The sequence below is a fragment of the Pseudomonas sp. LAIL14HWK12:I10 genome (assembly GCF_900184205.1).
Taxonomy (GTDB): Bacteria; Pseudomonadota; Gammaproteobacteria; order Pseudomonadales; family Pseudomonadaceae; genus Aquipseudomonas; species Aquipseudomonas kermanshahensis.
Genome location: NZ_FXWU01000002.1, coordinates 244,028 through 260,219, shown reverse-complemented (window position 1 = coordinate 260,219; position 16,192 = coordinate 244,028). Strand labels below are relative to the sequence as shown.

17 protein-coding genes are annotated in these 16,192 nt (G+C 62.4%); 8 read left to right on the top strand and 9 right to left on the bottom strand.

Annotation, left to right across the window (positions count from 1 at the left end):
• Positions 1–5: 5 nt before the first annotated feature.
• Positions 6–899: a putrescine utilization regulator PtrR gene (gene ptrR / locus QOS90_RS05100; RefSeq protein ID WP_027593129.1), complete on the bottom strand. Its 894-nt coding sequence runs from the start codon at positions 897–899 to the stop codon at positions 6–8.
• Positions 900–1,005: 106 nt separating this feature from the next.
• Between ptrR and QOS90_RS05095 the strand changes: the two genes are divergently transcribed.
• Positions 1,006–2,187 (top strand): YbfB/YjiJ family MFS transporter, encoded by a 1,182-nt coding sequence (locus tag QOS90_RS05095; RefSeq protein WP_085272471.1) that lies wholly within the window; start codon positions 1,006–1,008, stop codon positions 2,185–2,187.
• Positions 2,188–2,320: 133 nt separating this feature from the next.
• On the opposite strand, the gene QOS90_RS05090 is transcribed toward QOS90_RS05095, so the two are convergent.
• Positions 2,321–3,247 carry a DMT family transporter gene (locus QOS90_RS05090; RefSeq protein ID WP_027593131.1) on the bottom strand — a complete coding sequence of 309 codons (927 nt, stop codon included), beginning with the start codon at positions 3,245–3,247 and terminating at the stop codon, positions 2,321–2,323.
• A gap of 105 nt (positions 3,248–3,352) precedes the next feature.
• A complete protein-coding gene (locus tag QOS90_RS05085) occupies positions 3,353–3,748 on the bottom strand; it encodes a hypothetical protein (protein ID WP_027593132.1) in 396 nt (131 codons plus the stop codon).
• A gap of 170 nt (positions 3,749–3,918) precedes the next feature.
• Between QOS90_RS05085 and QOS90_RS05080 the strand changes: the two genes are divergently transcribed.
• Complete coding sequence (locus tag QOS90_RS05080; RefSeq protein ID WP_027593133.1) at positions 3,919–4,212, top strand: addiction module antidote protein; 294 nt, start codon at positions 3,919–3,921, stop codon at positions 4,210–4,212.
• Between the two features lie 110 nt (positions 4,213–4,322).
• On the top strand, positions 4,323–4,595 hold the full coding sequence (locus QOS90_RS05075; RefSeq protein WP_027593134.1) for a hypothetical protein: 273 nt from the start codon (positions 4,323–4,325) through the stop codon (positions 4,593–4,595).
• A gap of 56 nt (positions 4,596–4,651) precedes the next feature.
• On the opposite strand, the gene QOS90_RS05070 is transcribed toward QOS90_RS05075, so the two are convergent.
• The gene (locus QOS90_RS05070) at positions 4,652–6,013 is read right to left on the bottom strand and encodes a DEAD/DEAH box helicase (protein ID WP_085272470.1); all 1,362 of its coding nucleotides are present in this window, start codon (positions 6,011–6,013) and stop codon (positions 4,652–4,654) included.
• A gap of 104 nt (positions 6,014–6,117) precedes the next feature.
• Between QOS90_RS05070 and QOS90_RS05065 the strand changes: the two genes are divergently transcribed.
• Entirely contained in the window at positions 6,118–7,404 is a 1,287-nt protein-coding gene (locus QOS90_RS05065; protein ID WP_085272469.1) for a mechanosensitive ion channel family protein, read from the top strand.
• 114 nt (positions 7,405–7,518) lie between these two features.
• On the opposite strand, the gene QOS90_RS05060 is transcribed toward QOS90_RS05065, so the two are convergent.
• The 4 genes from QOS90_RS05060 to QOS90_RS05045 all read right to left on the bottom strand — a co-directional run bounded on the left by QOS90_RS05060 (position 7,519) and on the right by QOS90_RS05045 (position 10,641).
• Complete coding sequence (locus QOS90_RS05060; protein WP_085272468.1) at positions 7,519–8,454, bottom strand: AEC family transporter; 936 nt, start codon at positions 8,452–8,454, stop codon at positions 7,519–7,521.
• A 1-nt stretch (position 8,455) separates the two neighbouring features.
• Positions 8,456–9,331: a carboxylate/amino acid/amine transporter gene (locus QOS90_RS05055; RefSeq protein WP_085272467.1), complete on the bottom strand. Its 876-nt coding sequence runs from the start codon at positions 9,329–9,331 to the stop codon at positions 8,456–8,458.
• Positions 9,332–9,615: 284 nt separating this feature from the next.
• The gene (locus QOS90_RS05050; protein ID WP_085272466.1) at positions 9,616–10,215 is read right to left on the bottom strand and encodes an FMN-dependent NADH-azoreductase; all 600 of its coding nucleotides are present in this window, start codon (positions 10,213–10,215) and stop codon (positions 9,616–9,618) included.
• Positions 10,216–10,323: 108 nt separating this feature from the next.
• Complete coding sequence (locus tag QOS90_RS05045; RefSeq protein ID WP_085272465.1) at positions 10,324–10,641, bottom strand: 3-phosphoglycerate kinase; 318 nt, start codon at positions 10,639–10,641, stop codon at positions 10,324–10,326.
• A 48-nt stretch (positions 10,642–10,689) separates the two neighbouring features.
• Between QOS90_RS05045 and QOS90_RS05040 the strand changes: the two genes are divergently transcribed.
• The 4 genes from QOS90_RS05040 to QOS90_RS05025 all read left to right on the top strand — a co-directional run bounded on the left by QOS90_RS05040 (position 10,690) and on the right by QOS90_RS05025 (position 14,885).
• A complete protein-coding gene (locus tag QOS90_RS05040; RefSeq protein ID WP_027593141.1) occupies positions 10,690–11,613 on the top strand; it encodes a LysR family transcriptional regulator in 924 nt (307 codons plus the stop codon).
• Positions 11,614–11,626: 13 nt separating this feature from the next.
• Positions 11,627–12,439 (top strand): alpha/beta fold hydrolase, encoded by an 813-nt coding sequence (locus QOS90_RS05035; protein ID WP_027593142.1) that lies wholly within the window; start codon positions 11,627–11,629, stop codon positions 12,437–12,439.
• Positions 12,433–12,990, top strand: coding sequence for a peptidylprolyl isomerase (locus QOS90_RS05030; RefSeq protein ID WP_085272464.1), 558 nt, complete (start codon positions 12,433–12,435; stop codon positions 12,988–12,990). Before QOS90_RS05035 ends, QOS90_RS05030 begins: the two co-directional genes overlap by 7 nt.
• Positions 12,991–13,052: 62 nt before the next feature.
• Positions 13,053–14,885, top strand: coding sequence for an ABC transporter ATP-binding protein (locus QOS90_RS05025; RefSeq protein ID WP_027593144.1), 1,833 nt, complete (start codon positions 13,053–13,055; stop codon positions 14,883–14,885).
• A gap of 72 nt (positions 14,886–14,957) precedes the next feature.
• Here the strand turns inward: QOS90_RS05025 and QOS90_RS05020 are convergent, their stop codons facing one another.
• Positions 14,958–16,085, bottom strand: coding sequence for a GNAT family N-acetyltransferase (locus tag QOS90_RS05020; RefSeq protein ID WP_027593145.1), 1,128 nt, complete (start codon positions 16,083–16,085; stop codon positions 14,958–14,960).
• Positions 16,086–16,192: the final 107 nt, after the last annotated feature.

Sequence of the window (16,192 nt, the reverse complement as noted above, 5' to 3'; positions counted from 1 at the left end):
GCGGATCAAGCCTGAACGGCGCATTCCGACGATTGGTTAATCGTTTCGCTTTGTTGCAGATCGATCCAGGCCTGCAAATTTGCCCCACGCATGCCCTGGCGCCACATCAACCACGTGACCGCCTGATCGAAGGGTGCCTGCAGCCGGTGGACCCGCACCCGGTCGCGCCCAGGCAGGCTGTCGAGCATGGATTGCGCCATCATGGCCACACCTGCGCCGGCAATCACGCAAGCCAGCATGCTCTGGTACGACTCGATCTCCATCACCCGGCCCATCGGCGTATGGGCGTGGGCGTACCAGGCCTCAAGGCGCATCCGGTATGAACAGCCCTGGCGGAAGGTGAACACCGCTTTGCCTGCCACGTCTTTTGCCGTGTGCACGGGCGGGTGTTCGGGGCTGGTGATCAGCACCAGCTGTTCCTCGCACAGCGGCACACCGTCCAGCCCGGCCAGGCTCGGCGGGCCATCCACTAAGGCCGCGTCCAGGCCATGGCTGAGCAAGCCCTCGAACAGCTCACCGCTGGGCGCTGCACGCACCTGCAGGTTCACCGCCGGGTACGCCTGGTGATAACGCGCCAGCAACGCTGGCAGGTGGGTGGCTGCGGTGCTGTACATGGTGCCCAGCACAAACTCCCCCGCCGGCTGGCCACCTTGCACGGCCGCCATCGCCTCGTCACGTAGCGCCGACAAGCGGTTGGCGTAGTCCAGCAGCACCTTGCCTGCGGGCGACAATTGCAGGCGCTGGCGCTCGCGCAGAAACAGCTCCACGCCCAATTGCTCTTCGAGCTGGCGCAGGCGCGTCGACAGGTTCGACGGCACCCGATGCAGGCGCTCGGCGGCGCGTGTGACCGAACCTTCCTCGGCCACCGCCTGGAAGATGCGCAGTTGGCTGAACTCCATACCTTTCTCCAAAACAGAACAACTTCATCATCATTATTCAATTTTAATGAAAATGAAACCGGCCTAACCTGCCATCCATCGCTTACCAACGTGCAGGAGCCCTTCCATGTCGCCCCGTATACAACTGCTGGCCAGCGCCGTGGCGCTGATGATGGCCATGGGCATCGGCCGCTTCGCCCTGACCCCACAACTGCCGCAACTGATCGCCGAAGGCCAGTTCGACCTCACGGCCGCCGGGCTGGTCGCGGCGGCCAATTACCTGGGTTACTTCATCGGTGCGGTGGATGGCATGTTCGCCCGCAAGCCTGCCCAGGTACGCCTGCGCCTGCAGGGTGGCCTGTGGCTGTGCGTGCTGTTGACCTTGGCCTCGTGGGCCGCCGATGGCTTCTGGAGCCACCTGCTGTTGCGCTTCGGTACCGGCGTGGCCAGCGCCTGGGTATTGGTGATGATCACCAGCCTCAGCCAGCAGGTTGCCAACGCACACCATCAACCCCGCTTGGGCGCCTTGGTGTTTGCCGGGCCGGGCCTGGGGATCGCCGTTACTGGGCTGTTGGCACTGGTTGCGCATGGGCTGGGGCTGGGTTCGGCAGCGCTGTGGCTGATCTACGCGGTGGCGGCGCTGATGATGCTATTGGCCGTACGGCCCTGGTTGCCGCAGGCGCAAGCGCAAACGGTGCAGCCGGCCACTGCGCAGCCCGGTAGGGTAGGTAATGCCGGGATTGCGCGCCTTGGGCTGGTCTATGCCTTGTACGGCGTGGGTTACATCCTGCCGGCCACCTTCTTGTCACAGATGGCCAACCAGCAGTTTCGCGGCCAGTGGATGGCCGACCTGTTCTGGCCGGCCTTTGGCCTGGCAGCCGCGCTGGGCGTGCTGCTGGTGAGCGTGCGCCGGGCCGGCCGGACCTCTGCCTGGCTGACCGCCACCCTGTGGCTGCAAGGCCTCGGCGTGCTGGCATGCCTAATGGGCGGTGGCCTTGGCTTGGGGTTGGGTGTGGTACTGTGCGGCGCGCCGTTCCTGGCCTGCATGCAGCTGGTGATGCAGCGCTCGCGGGAGCTGGCGCCACACGCGACGCAGCGTAATGCCGGGCTGCTCACTGCGTGCTTTGCGCTCGGCCAACTCAGCGGGCCGTTGTTGGCGGCAGTCAGCAACCACTACTCGGGGAGCCTGCAACTGGCGTTGCTGCTGGCTGCGAGCGGGTTGGCAGTGGCCGGGGTGTTGGTGCTGACTGCAGCCCATGCCAACCCCAGCTGCCTGGCGGCCCCTTCAACCACCGCGCAATCCGTGTAGGAGCAGCCTTGCGCTGCGAAGAGGCCAGTCGCAACAACGTAGATGCTCGCTGCTGCCACTGGCCTCTTCGCAGCGCAAGGCTGCTCCTACAGGGGTTTCGGTTGACGGTCAGTGAAGCCTAGGGCAGCGGCTATCACCCCACCCATTTGCGCAATTGCTGCTTCACCCAAGGCTCGGCGCTCACCAGCACTACGCCAAGCAACACCATCACCGCGCCAAGTACAAAGTTCACGCTCAGCGGCTCATCCAGCAGCAGCACGCCGAACGTGACGCCGAACAGCGGCGTGATGAACGAAAACACCGCGAGGTTAGACGCCAGGTATTTGCGCAATAACCAGAACCAGGTCAGGTAGCTGACAAACGACACCACGACCCCCTGGAACAGCACACTGCCCACCGCCAAAGGCGTCAGCGACACCGCGCCGATCTGGCCGCTGAGCAAGGCAATCAGCAGCAGCCCGGCAAAGCCCACCGCCAACTGATAGAACAGGGTCAAGGTCGCCGGCGCTTCCGAAAGCCGGGAACAACGCACCACCACCGTCGTCGCACCCCAGGCCAGCCCCGCCACAACGCCAAAGGCATCGCCCAGCAACGTGCGGCTGTCCATTTCTTCAAACGACATGCCACCGGCAAACGCGGTGGCGATCCCACCGAAGGCCAGCAAGATCCCCAACCACTGCAGCAGCCGCAGCCGCTCACTGGGCAGCATGAAGTGCAGGCCCAACGCCGTGAAAACGGGTGCCGTGTAGAGGAAGACCGACATGTGCGCTGCCGACGTCAGCTTCAACCCTTCAGCGATGAACAGGAATTCGACACCAAACAACCCGCCCGCCAACAGCCCGGCGCGCCAAGTGCTGCCCACCTGCTCCCAACCACCGCGCCAGCAGATCATCAGGCCCACCAGCACGGCGGCGATGCAGTTGCGCAAGGCGGCCTGCATGACCGGAGCGATGTCGACGGCAGCCGTCTTGATCAGCACTTGCTGGCAGCCCCAGATCAGGCATAACCCAAGCATGACCTGGAAAGCGAAGGCGTCGGGGTTCTTCCGGGCCGCGCTCATCGGCGGGCCTTTGGGGTAATCATTGGCATGGGATCAGCACGGCAGTCTTCAAAGACTGCCGATTATCGGGTTTACAGGCCCACCCGTGCCACCCTCAAAACGACCTCAAGCAATCTGTGCCTTCGATGACACCTGCTCAAAGGTCGCTTCATCCAGCGCATCGGCTTGTTCATCCAAGACCTGACGCGGGTGCTCGAAGCCCGGGATGCTGCTGTCGATCAGGCTCAACAGGCGCGAACCGCGTTCGCTGAGGACAAAGTTTTCGCCGTTGCCCCCCTCTTCATCAGGCCGACTTTCGATGAAGCCGCGTTCGAACAACAGTTTTTCGTATTCGCAGGCCCGGGTCTTCAAGTGGTCCAGATCGCCTATCGGCTGGCCTTTGGCGGCTAGCGCTGCGGCGTGCTGCTCGGCGTAGGGGCGTGGCGTAAAGCTGTGACCGGCGCTGTTCTGCACTTCATGCAGCAAGCGTTCGATCAAGTCCCAGTCGTAGGTGGTGCTCATGGCGGCAGGCTCCTGCTGTGGACGGAAGGGGTACACAGGTTGGGACCTGCCTGCGGCGGGTCGTGTTCAGAAAAAAACGGAAACCATTTGATGCGCTAGCCCCGTGTGATTAATAAACTACATTCACCCAATGAAGAAGATCGAATCCAGCAGCTTCAGAGGGATGCAAAATGACTGAAACATTTTTTGAGTTCGATGCGGCCGATTACCTGACCACACCGCAAGCCATTGCTCAATTCATGTCCGATGCGCTGGAGACGGGTGATGCCAGCTACGTGGCCAAAGCCGTTGGCGTAGTGGCTCGTGCAAAAGGGATGAGCGATCTGGCGAAAGAAACCGGCTTGTCTCGTGAGCAACTTTACCGGTCGTTCAGCGAACACGGCAATCCGACCCTTAAATCGTTCCTCGCAGTCATGAAGGCGTTGGGTATAGACATGACGGCAAAACCTCACCTTGCACACTAACTGTTGGTTATCTTGCACCTGCGGGTTATCGAGCCCGCCGGTCGTCCAGGCTGAACTTCAAGGCATGTACCGCCCTCCACCAGGCATAGCCAATGCCGGAGGTATGAAGGATGAAATCACTGCTGCGCATCACTTGTGCAACCGCCCTGTTCTGCGCCCTGCCCGCTTGGGCCTGCACGCCGGAGGAGGCCACTCAGAAGCGCGAAGAACTGGCCGGGCTGGTCAGCCAGCTGACCGAACAGAACCCGCAGAAGGCCAAGGAGATCAACGATGAGCTCCAGGGTATGGAGCTGGGGACGGCGAGCAAGGACCTGCCGGACAAGTGCCAGCTGATCGATACGCGAATCAAGGAATTGAAGACAGCGGAGAAGAAAGCGGAGTGACGCAGAGGCGGTAAAGGCCCTATCGCCGGCAAGGCGGCGATAGGGCTGCAGACGGCTTACTCAGCCGCTGGCGTGCGCTTTTTCAGCGGCGCCATGCCGTCGGAGCTGGCCAGTGGCGCGTTGGCCTTTGGCTTGGCGGTCGGCTTGCGCTTAGCGCCAGCCTTCTTGTCACCCGACTTCTTCTCGACCTTTTTCTTCTTGGTACCGGCAGCCTTGCCCGACGCCTTGACCTTTTTAGGCCCGGTGTAGGTGCCTTTGACTTCCTTGATCACCCGGCGCTCGAACTGCTGCTTGAGGTAGCGTTCGACGCTCGACATCAAGTTCCAGTCGTTGTGGGTGATCAACGAGATCGCCAGGCCTTCGCCCCCCGCACGGCCGGTACGGCCAATACGGTGCACGTACTCGTCACCGCTGCGTGGCATGTCGAAGTTGATCACCAGGTCCAGGCCGTCGATGTCCAGGCCACGGGCGGCAACGTCGGTTGCCACCAACACGTTGGAGCTGCCCTGCTTGAAGCGCTCAATGGCCAGCTTGCGGTCTTTCTGGTCCTTCTCACCGTGCAGGACGAAGGCCTTCACGTCCTTGGCCACCAGGTGGCCATAGATACGGTCGGCCAGGGCACGGGTGTTGGTGAAGATGATCGCCTTCTGGTAGGTCTCGTTTTCCAGCAACCACTGGACGATCTTCTCTTTGTGTTGGTCGTGGTCAGCCATGATGATCTGCTGACGGGTGCCTTCGGCCAGCTGCGAGACGCTGTTGAGCATCAGGTGCTCAGGGTCTTTCAACACCTTGCCGATGATGTCGCGCAGGGCCGCGCCGCCTGTGGTGGCGGAGAACAGCAGGGTCTGCTCACGGTTCTCACACTCCTTGCACAGGCGCTCCATGTCTTCGGCAAAGCCCATGTCGAGCATGCGGTCGGCTTCATCGAGGATCATGACCTTGACGTGGGACAGGTCCAGGTTGCCGGCGTTGAGTTGCTCGAGCAGGCGGCCCGGGGTGCCGATCAGCACGTCCGGCACCTTGCGCAGCATGGCGGCCTGTTCCTTGAAGTCCTCACCGCCGGTAACCAGGCCAGCCTTGATGTAGGTGAACTGGGAGAACAGTTGCACCTGCTTGAGGGTTTGTTGCGCCAGCTCACGGGTGGGCAGCAGGATCAGCGCACGGATTTCCACGCGCGGGCCGCTCAGGTCGACCAGGCGATTGAGCATTGGCAGGACGAATGCCGCGGTCTTGCCGCTGCCGGTCTGCGCGGTCACACGCAGGTCACGCCCTTGCAGGGCCAGGGGGATGGCCGCTGCCTGCACCGGGGTCGGCTCGACAAATTTAAGCTCGGCCACGGCTTTAAGCAGGCGTTCGTGCAGGGCGAATTGGGAAAACACGGAGGTAACCTCAGGCAAGTGCGGGAAATTCAGTTGCATAGGGTAACGTTTTCTGCCGCCATAGCCGAATTTCTTTTGGCAACTTTATCGGCATCCGCGCTCTAATGGCGCTTCGTTTGGCAATACAGACTGTTCAAAACCCCATGGATATCCAACGAATCTGGCGTGACTCCCTCGACCTCTGGGGCACCCTCGATCAACATCCCATGCTCCACGCCGCCATCGGCCTGGCCGTCCTGCTGCTGATTTCTCTAGTCGTCGGCCGCCTTTCGCGCTTCCTGATGCTGCACGGCACCCGCCTGCTGGCGCGCCAACAGGCGCTGAAATGGCTGGATGACCTGCGCCACAACAAAGTGCTGCACCGGCTGGCCCAGACCACACCGTCGCTGGTGCTGCAGTTTGGCCTGAAGCTGGTGCCAGAGCTGTCCGACACGGCGCAGCACTTCCTCGGCAACGTTGCCCTGGCCTTTACCCTGCTGTTCATGACCATGGCCCTGTCGTGCCTGCTGGATGCCTTGCTCGACATCTACGCGCGCACCGAGCATGCCCGCACCCGCTCGATCAAGGGCTATGTGCAACTGGCCAAGATGATGCTGTGGATCTTCGCCTCCATCGTCATCGTCGCCACGCTTATCGACCGCTCTCCGTTGCTGCTGCTGTCGGGCCTGGGTGCCATGTCGGCGGTGCTGCTGTTGGTCTACAAGGACACCCTGCTGTCGTTCGTGGCCAGCGTGCAATTGACCAGTAACGACATGCTGCATGTGGGTGACTGGATCGAAATGCCCCAGGTCGGTGCCGATGGCGATGTGGTGGACATCACCTTGCACACGGTGAAGGTGCAGAACTTCGACAAGACCATCGTCTCGATCCCGACCTGGCGTTTGATGAGCGAATCGTTCCGCAACTACCGCGGCATGCAGCAGTCAGGCGGCCGGCGCATCAAGCGCAGCCTGTTCATCGACGCGGCGGGTGTGCGTTTTCTGACCCGCGAAGAGGAACAGCGCCTGACCCAGGTGCGCCTGCTGGGCGACTACCTGGCTGGCAAGCGCCAGGAACTGCAAACCTGGAACGAAGCGCTGGGGCCGGTGGCCGAGCTGTCCGCCAACCGCCGCAAGCTGACCAATATCGGCACCTTCCGCGCGTTTGCGCTGGCTTACCTGAAGAACCACCCCAATGTGCATCAGGGCATGACCTGCATGGTCCGGCAGATGCAGACCGGCGCCGAGGGTGTGCCGCTGGAAATCTACTGCTTCACCACTACCACGGTGTGGGCGGAGTACGAGCGGATTCAGGGGGATATCTTCGATTACCTGCTGGCGGTGTTGCCGGAGTTTGGCTTGAGCTTGTATCAACAGCCGAGTGGCAATGACATGCGGGTGGGGTTGAGCGGGCGAGTGCCGCACCGGTTGGAAGAGATGAGCGAGGCTTGAGATCGCCGGAGCTGCTTTGCAGCCCATTCGCAGCACAAGGCCGCTCCTACCGGAGGTACGCGCTCCCTGTAGGAGCAGCCTTGTGCTGCGAATGGGGCGCAAAGCGCCCCCCAATCACCCCGCATAACCCAGCAGGTACAACAACCCGGTCAGGGTTACCAACGAAGCCACGGTCGACAACAGGATCGTCTGCGAAATCAACCCCGCCTCGCGGTTGTAGTACTCCGCCAGCATGTACGGCCCGGTCCCGGTCGGCAGCGCCGCCAGCAGCACCGCCGAAGCCGCCCACATGCTCGGCAGGCTGAATACCTTGTACGCCAGCACCCAAGTCAGGGCCGGCTGCCCAACCAGTTTCAATCCCACCAACGGCCACGGGCTGGCTTGCGCACCCGCGCGCTTTTCTGCCAGGAATGCGCCCAGCGATATCAAGGCGCACGGCGTGGTGGCCAACGCCAGCATGTCGAGAAAATGCATCACCGGCTCGGCCAGCCCCAACCCGCTCATGGCCCACCCCGCCCCCACCACCGGCGAAATCACCAGCGGGTTCTTCGCCAGCGCCTTGCTCACCACCAGCACCGCCCGGCCGACCTGCCGCTCTTCCTGCAGCCCGACCTCAATAAAGGTCAGCGAAATGGCGAACACCAGGCACACCACGATCAACGACGAGATCAGCGCCGGCTGCAAGCCCGCCTGGCCGAACAGCAACAGGCACAGCGGGATGCCGATGTAGCCGGTGTTGGCATACCCCGCACTGAGCCCGTCGATGCTCGCCGCGACCAGGCTATGGCCGCTGTACAGCCGCCACGCCAGCGTGATCACGAACATGGCCAGGGCGCCCGTGCCAAACGCCACGATGAAGCCTGGGTGCCAGATCTCGCTCCAGGTCGCAGTGGCGGTCACCTTGAACAGCAAGGCCGGCAGGCAGAGCCAGACCACCATCTTGTTGATTTCGGCTGCGGCCTTGTCGCCGAGCTTGTTGGCGCGACGGCACAGGTAGCCGACCAGAATGAGGGCAAAGATCGGCGCGACGATGATAAAGAGGGTATGCATATCAGGCCTTGCGGATCAGCGCGGCGTCAGTGCGGCTACCCAACCGGCTCATCCACACCGACGCAAGAATCACCGCGCCGCCAATAAGCAACCGCCCCAGTGGCTCGTGCTGGTTCCAGATCAACAGGTTGAGCAACAGCCCCACCGGCACATGCAGGTTGTTCATCACGGCCAGCGTCGCCCCGGAAACCAGGCACGCGCCCTTGTTCCACCAGTACAGGCCCAGCGCGGTCGGGCACAACCCGAGGAACAACAGCACCAGCCATTGCACATCGGTGCTTGGCAGGTGCTGGGCATTGCCGAACAGCAAAAACGCCGGCAGCACGACGATCAAGGCCCCGAGGTAGAAGTAGCCGAAGCGCTTGTAGTGCGGCAGGTCGCTGGGGTTTCGGGCGATCAGGTGACGGTACAGCACCTGGCCGGCGGCATAGGTGAAGTTGGCCAGTTGCAGCAGCAGGAAGCCGATGAAGAACTCACCACTGATGCTGTCGAAACGAATCACCGCGGCTCCCGCCACGGCCACCAGCGCGGCCAGCAAGGCCCATGGGTTGAAACGCCGGTTCAAGGCATCTTCGATCAGGGTCACGTGCAACGGCGTGAGGATGGTGAACAGCAGCACTTCTGGCACGGTGAGCACGCGAAAGCTCAGGTACAGGCAGACATAGGTAATGCCATATTGCAGCGCACCGATCAGCAGCATCGAACGCATGAAGCGCGGCTCGACCTGGCGCCAGCGGGTCAGCGGCAAGAACACCAGGCCCGCCAGCAGCACCCGCGCGAGCACGGCAAAGTAGCTGTCGACGTGCCCGGCCAGGTACTCGCCGATCAGGCTGAAGGAAAACGCCTGAATCAGCGCGACGATAATCAGGTAGCCCATGGTTGCCTCTCGTGGATCAAGGCGGCGACCTTAGCGGGTTGCGCCGCGTGAGTTCAACCATGAGAAGTGTGGGGGCTGTGCCGGCCCTTTCGCGGGCAAGCCCGCTCCCACAGGTACACCACGGGCCTTGAGAACAGTGAATTCCCTGTAGGAGCGGGCTTGCCCGCGAAAGGGCCGGCACAAGCAACCGAGAAATCCCAGGCAAAAAAAAACCCGGCCATCAGGCCGGGCAGGTACACCCAAAGGAGCAAAAACAGGTGTCAGGGTTGGGAATTCGTTGACGCTCAGGCCACCGCAGCCAGCTTGGCCTTGGCCTGGTTGATGCCCTTCTCGTGGAAGTCGCCGCTCATGTTCAGGCCTTCGGCATGGATGAAATTCACATCGTGAATGCCGATGAACGCCATCACCTGGCGCAGGTAGGGTTCCTGGTGGTCGCTGGTGGCGCCGGCATGAATGCCACCGCGGGCGGTCAGGACGATGGCGCGCTTGCCAGTCAGCAGGCCCTGCGGGCCGGTCGGGGTGTACTTGAAGGTGATGCCGGCGCGCAGCACGTGGTCCAGCCAGGCCTTGAGGGTGCTGGGGATGGTGAAGTTGTACATCGGCGCAGCCATCACCAGCACGTCGGCCGCCAGCAGTTCATCCGTCAGCTCATTGGAGCGGGACAGCGCTTCGAGCTCGGCGGCACTGCGCTGATCTTCGGGCTTCATCCAGCCACCGAGCAGGTTGGCATCCAGGTGCGGCACCGAGCTCACAGCCAGGTCACGTACGGTGATCTCATCGCTCGGGTGGGCGGCCTGCCATTGCTGGATGAAGTCGCGGGTCAGTTGACGGGAAACGGAATCCTGCTGGCGGGCGCTGCTTTCGATGATCAGTACGCGGGACATGGGGTGCCTCCATCGGCAAAAAGGGTGCGATTCGATGGAGGTGAGATTAAGGCTTGACCTATCGATAAAAAAGCGTAAAAAGTGGGTTCAATCAATCGATTAATCCGTTTATTCCGCTGTACAGTTCACGCTGATCCGCAATTTGATGATCTGGCGATTGAACTTGGCGGTGACGTCGACGCTTTTACCTGCCGGCACGTTCACCCGGCGCACCCGCGGCGCTTCCGGGCCGTTGCGGAACATCACCTTGCAAGCTGCAGGCACCTGCCCATAGTTGTTGAGGGTGATGGCGCCAATGTCGTAGGCGGTATCGTAGGCCGTGTAGTCGAGCTTGACCCCGTCCTTCAATTGCTTCTCCACATCGATGGGGTAAGCCATGGCACCGAGGGGCAGGCACATCAGTATTGCCGCACAACATTTCTTCATGGGGCGCTCTCCTTGGAAGAGCGCAGCTTAGGACAACAGGAGCGAAACATGAAAGCGCCGCGCGTAACCCTTGATCAGTGGCGAACACTGCAAGCAGTGGTCGATCACGGGGGGTTTGCCCAGGCCGCCGAGGCGCTGCACCGTTCGCAGTCGTCGGTCAGCTACACCGTGGCCCGCATGCAAGAGCAGCTCGGTGTTCCGCTGCTGCGCATCGATGGGCGCAAGGCGGTGCTCACCGAGGCTGGCAACGTGCTGCTGCGCCGTTCACGCCACTTGGTCAAACAGGCCAGCCAGCTCGAAGACCTTGCCCATCACATGGAGCAAGGCTGGGAAGCCGAGGTGCGCGTGGTGGTCGACGCCGCCTACCCCAGCGCCCGGCTGGTCCGTGCGCTGAGTGCGTTCATGCCGCAAAGCCGCGGTTGCCGGGTACGCCTGCGTGAAGAGGTGTTGTCGGGCGTCGAGGAAGTGCTACGCGAGGGCATCGCCGACCTGGCCATCAGCAGCTACAGCATCGGCGGCTACCTGGGCGCCGAACTGAGCGCGGTAGAGTTCATCGCCGTTGCCCACCCCGAACACAGCCTGCACCGCCTGGGCCGTGAAATTACCTTCCAGGACCTGGAAAGCCAGCTGCAGGTGGTGATCCGCGACTCTGGCCGCGCCCAACCGCTGGATGTCGGCTGGCTCGGCGCAGAACAGCGCTGGACCGTCGGCAGCTTGGGCACCGCCACCACCTTCGTCAGCAGCGGCCTGGGCTTTGCCTGGCTGCCGCGGCACATGATCGAGCGCGAACTGCGTGAAGGCGTGCTCAAGCCGTTGCCGCTGGATCAGGGTGGCAGCCGTCACCCACTGTTCTACCTTTATTCGAGCAAAGAGAAGACCCTGGGCCCGGCTACGCAGATTCTCATCGACCTGCTGCGCAACTTCGACACCGCGCCTCTGGACGTGCCCTTCGCAGCCCCCCCACAAGCCTGAGAGGACCGCGCCCATGGCCTATTTCGAACACGAAGGATGCTTACTGCATTACGAGGAATACGGCCAGGGCGAACCCTTGGTGCTGCTGCATGGCCTGGGCTCCAGCTGCCAGGACTGGGAGCTGCAGATACCACTGTTGAGCCGCCACTACCGGGTCATCGTCATGGACATCCGCGGCCACGGCCGCTCCGACAAGCCCCGCGACGGCTACCAGATCGCCACCTTCAGCGAAGACCTGCTGGCCCTGCTCGAGCACCTGCAGACCGGCCCGGTGCACTTCGTGGGCCTGTCGATGGGTGGGATGGTCGGCTTCCAGTTTGCCGTCGATCACCCGCGCTGGCTGCGCAGCCTGTGCATTGTCAACAGCGCCCCGGAGGTGAAGCGCCGCACCCGCAGCGACTGGGCCTGGTGGGCCAAGCGTTGGGGCCTGGCACGCCTGCTCAGCGTCGAGACCGTGGGCAAAGGCCTGGCCCAACGCCTGTTCCCCAAGCCCGGCCAAGCTGACCTGCGCCAGAAGATGGCGCAGCGCTGGGCACGCAACGACAAACGTGCCTACCTCAAGAGCTTCGACGCCATCGTCGACTGGGGCGTGCAGGAACGCATCGGGCAAATTCGCTGTCCCACGCTGGTGATTGCCGCCGACCACGATTACACGCCGATACATCTGAAAGAGCGCTACGTAGCCCTGATGCCGCAGGCCAGGCTGGTAGTCATCGACGATTCCCGGCACGCTACGCCCCTCGATCAACCCGAGGTCTTCAACCAGACCCTGCTGCAGTTTCTTGCAGCGGCTTCTACCTCTCAAGGATCTTTGAGCCCATGCTGAAAAAACTCCTGCTCACCGCCTGCTCGGTCGCCTTCGCCACCAGCGTCATGGCGTCCGACAATACCCCTCATGTGTTGCTGGACACCAGCTTCGGTCAGGTCGAAATTGAGTTGAATGCCGAGAAGGCGCCGATCAGTACCAAGAACTTCCTGCAGTACGTCGACAGCGGCTTCTACAACAACACCATCTTCCACCGCGTGATCCCGGGCTTCATGGTCCAGGGCGGCGGCTTCACCGACCAGATGGTGCAGAAGGACACCAAAGATCCGATCCGCAACGAAGCCAGCAATGGCTTGCTGAACACCCGCGGTACCCTGTCCATGGCCCGCACCTCGGACCCGAATTCGGCCACCAGCCAGTTCTTCATCAACGTGGCTGACAACGACTTCCTCAACCCAGGCCGTGACCGTGGCTATGCCGTGTTCGGCAAGGTGACCAAAGGCATGGAAGTGGTCGACCAGATCGTCAACTCACCGACCACCGTGAAAAAGGGCATGCGCGACGTGCCGGCCGATCCGGTCTATATCAAGTCCGCCAAACGTATCGACTGAATGCAGGTTTCACAGGGACGTGAACCCGCCTGAAGGCCGGACCAACAGGAGTGTTGTCACCCATGCTGTACCGCCGTTTCGAACGACTCATCGACATTTTTCGCGAGGCACCGAGCGAAGCACCGCCGAGCACGGTGTGGCCGTTCTACCTGTATTACCTGCGCCAGGTCTGGCCAAGCTTCGCCGCCCTGCTGGTGGTCGGCCTGGTCGCTTCGTTGATCGAAGTGGCGATGTTCAGCTACCTGAGCCGCATCATCGATCTGGCCCAAGGCACGCCCAATGCCAACTTCTTCAGCGAACACAGCGGTGAGCTGATCTGGATGCTGGTGGTGATCCTGCTGCTGCGCCCGCTGTTCTTCGGCCTGCACGACCTGCTGGTGCACCAGACCATCAACCCAGGCATGACCAGCCTGATCCGCTGGCAAAACCACTCCTATGTGCTCAAGCAGAGCCTGAACTTCTTCCAAAGCGACTTCGCCGGGCGTATTGCCCAGCGCATCATGCAAACCGGCAACTCGCTGCGCGATTCGGCGGTACAGGCAGTGGACGCCCTGTGGCACGTGCTGATCTATGCCGTCAGCTCACTGGTCCTGTTCGCCGAGGCCGACTGGCGCCTGATGCTGCCACTGTTGGCGTGGATCGCCTGTTACATCGCCGCGCTGTTCTACTTCGTGCCGCGGGTTAAGGCGCGTTCGGTGATTTCGTCCGACGCACGCTCCAAACTGATGGGGCGCATCGTCGACGGCTACACCAACATCGCCACCCTCAAGCTGTTCGCCCACACCGACTACGAACAGCAGTACGCCCGTGAGGCGATCCGCGAGCAGACCGAAAAAACGCAACTGGCCTCGCGGGTGATCACCAGCATGGACGTGGTCATCACCACCCTCAACGGCTTGCTGGTGGTCGGCACCACCGGCCTGGCACTGTGGCTGTGGAGCCAGTCGCTGATCACCGTGGGGGCAATTGCCCTGACCACCGGGTTGGTGATCCGCATCGTCAACATGTCGGGCTGGATCATGTGGGTGGTCAACGGCATCTTCGAGAACATCGGCATGGTCCAGGACGGCCTGCAGACCATCGCCCAGCCGGTCACCGTCACTGACAAGCCCAATGCGCCGGCATTGAAGGTGAGCCGTGGCGCGGTGCATTTCGACGATGTGGACTTCCACTATGGCAAAGCCAGCAACGTGATCGAAGGGCTCAATCTGAACATCCGCCCGGGCGAGAAGATTGGCCTGATCGGCCCTTCTGGCGCGGGCAAATCGACCCTGGTGAACCTGCTGCTGCGGCTGTATGACGTGCAGGGTGGGCGCATCCTCATCGATGGCCAGGACATTGCCGAAGTGAGCCAGGCCAGCCTGCGTGCGCAGATTGGCATGATCACCCAGGACACCTCGCTGCTGCACCGCTCGATCCGTGACAACCTGCTGTACGGCCGCCCAGAGGCCAGCGAAGCGGCACTGCTTGAAGCCGTACGCCGCGCCCGCGCCGACGAGTTCATTCCGCAGTTGACCGACGCCCAAGGGCGTACCGGCTTCGATGCGCATGTGGGCGAGCGTGGGGTCAAGTTGTCTGGCGGCCAGCGTCAACGTATCGCGATTGCCAGGGTGTTGTTGAAGAACGCACCGATCCTGATCATGGACGAGGCCACTTCAGCGCTGGACTCTGAGGTTGAAGCCGCGATCCAGGAGAGCCTTGAGACACTGATGCAGGGCAAGACCGTGATCGCCATCGCCCACCGGCTTTCGACCATTGCCCGGATGGACCGGCTGGTGGTGCTGGACAAAGGGCATATCGTCGAGAGTGGCAGCCACAGTGAGTTGCTGGCGCAGCAAGGGTTGTATGCGCGGTTGTGGCATCACCAGACCGGCGGGTTTGTTGGGGTGGATTGAGATGAGCGGTTGCCTGCGCCGGCCTCTTCGCGGGGCTTGCCCGCGAAGAGGCCGGCGCAGGCAACGTGTTATTCAGTCCCTGCGGTAAGGCAACATCCCCCGCGCCTCTTCGGCATACCCCTGAACCCCTTCCCGCTCCTGCAACAAAAACCCTTCCACCGCCCGCCGCAACCCGGGATGCAGCAGGTAATGCCACGACCGCGTCAGCACCGGCTCGAACCCTCGGATCAGCTTGTGCTCACCCTGAGCCCCCGCATCGAACCGCTGCAAGCCTTCAGCAATGGCAAAGTCCATGCCCTGGTAGAAGCACGTTTCAAAGTGCAGCCGGTCGAACTCATCCAGGCACCCCCAGTAACGGCCATACAGGCTGTCACCGCCCACCAGGCTCAGGGCCATGGCCACGTCACGCCCGCCTTGCCTGGCCATCACCACCCGCAGCGCGTCGGGCATGCGCTCGGCCAGCAGGCTGAAGAACTCACGGGTCAGGTACGGCGCACGCCGGCGCACTGCATAGGTGTTGGCGTAGCACAGGTAGACGAAGTCCCACTGCGCCTCATCCAGTTCATCACCCCGGTACCACTGAAAGTCGATGCCCTGCCCGGCCACTTGCTCGCGCTCTTTGCGCATCTGTTTGCGCTTGCGCGAGCTGAGCGTGTCGAGAAAGTCCTGAAAGTCCCGATAGCCTCGGTTGCGCCAGTGAAACTGGCAACCCAGCCGCTCCATCCAACCTGGCAAGCCGGCCATCTGCTGGTCCAATGCCGGGTCGGTGAAGTTGATGTGCGCGCCAGAGAGCCCGCCCTTGCCCAGGTACTCGGGCAATGCTTGCAGCACCAGCAAGCCATCGGCGGGGTCGGCGGCCAGCAGGCGCGGGCCACTGACCGGGCTGAACGGCACGGCGCCCAGCAGCTTTGGGTAGTAGGCAATGCCTGCCCGCTCACAGGCATCGGCCCAGCCGTGGTCGAACACGTATTCGCCAAACGAATGCCACTTGCGGTAGGCCGGCAGCACGGCGCGTACCTGCCCTTCACGCTCCAGCACCAAGTGCTCGGCAGCCCAGCCGGTCGAGGGGGCAACGCTGCCGCTGTCCTCCATCGCGCTGAGAAAGGCGTGGCGCAGAAACGGTTGGCCCGCAGGCACCAGGGCATCCCAGGTGGCCGCGGGAAGATCACGCAGATGAGCAAGGCTGTACAGACTGGTCACGGTTTCGACTCGCTGTCTTAAGGCCCTCAGTATCCCGGAAGAATGGCCCATCACTCAAATGACGATCACCTGGCCAATCCGTTCATTGCCGATTACTTAACAACAGT

Coding starts and splice junctions, on each gene's coding strand:
- ptrR (WP_027593129.1), bottom strand. CDS start 899: ATGGAGTTCAGCCAACTGCGCATCTTCCAGGCGGTGGCCGAGGAAGGT.
- QOS90_RS05095 (WP_085272471.1), top strand. CDS start 1,006: ATGTCGCCCCGTATACAACTGCTGGCCAGCGCCGTGGCGCTGATGATG.
- QOS90_RS05090 (WP_027593131.1), bottom strand. CDS start 3,247: ATGAGCGCGGCCCGGAAGAACCCCGACGCCTTCGCTTTCCAGGTCATG.
- QOS90_RS05085 (WP_027593132.1), bottom strand. CDS start 3,748: ATGAGCACCACCTACGACTGGGACTTGATCGAACGCTTGCTGCATGAA.
- QOS90_RS05080 (WP_027593133.1), top strand. CDS start 3,919: ATGACTGAAACATTTTTTGAGTTCGATGCGGCCGATTACCTGACCACA.
- QOS90_RS05075 (WP_027593134.1), top strand. CDS start 4,323: ATGAAATCACTGCTGCGCATCACTTGTGCAACCGCCCTGTTCTGCGCC.
- QOS90_RS05070 (WP_085272470.1), bottom strand. CDS start 6,013: ATGCAACTGAATTTCCCGCACTTGCCTGAGGTTACCTCCGTGTTTTCC.
- QOS90_RS05065 (WP_085272469.1), top strand. CDS start 6,118: ATGGATATCCAACGAATCTGGCGTGACTCCCTCGACCTCTGGGGCACC.
- QOS90_RS05060 (WP_085272468.1), bottom strand. CDS start 8,454: ATGCATACCCTCTTTATCATCGTCGCGCCGATCTTTGCCCTCATTCTG.
- QOS90_RS05055 (WP_085272467.1), bottom strand. CDS start 9,331: ATGGGCTACCTGATTATCGTCGCGCTGATTCAGGCGTTTTCCTTCAGC.
- QOS90_RS05050 (WP_085272466.1), bottom strand. CDS start 10,215: ATGTCCCGCGTACTGATCATCGAAAGCAGCGCCCGCCAGCAGGATTCC.
- QOS90_RS05045 (WP_085272465.1), bottom strand. CDS start 10,641: ATGAAGAAATGTTGTGCGGCAATACTGATGTGCCTGCCCCTCGGTGCC.
- QOS90_RS05040 (WP_027593141.1), top strand. CDS start 10,690: ATGAAAGCGCCGCGCGTAACCCTTGATCAGTGGCGAACACTGCAAGCA.
- QOS90_RS05035 (WP_027593142.1), top strand. CDS start 11,627: ATGGCCTATTTCGAACACGAAGGATGCTTACTGCATTACGAGGAATAC.
- QOS90_RS05030 (WP_085272464.1), top strand. CDS start 12,433: ATGCTGAAAAAACTCCTGCTCACCGCCTGCTCGGTCGCCTTCGCCACC.
- QOS90_RS05025 (WP_027593144.1), top strand. CDS start 13,053: ATGCTGTACCGCCGTTTCGAACGACTCATCGACATTTTTCGCGAGGCA.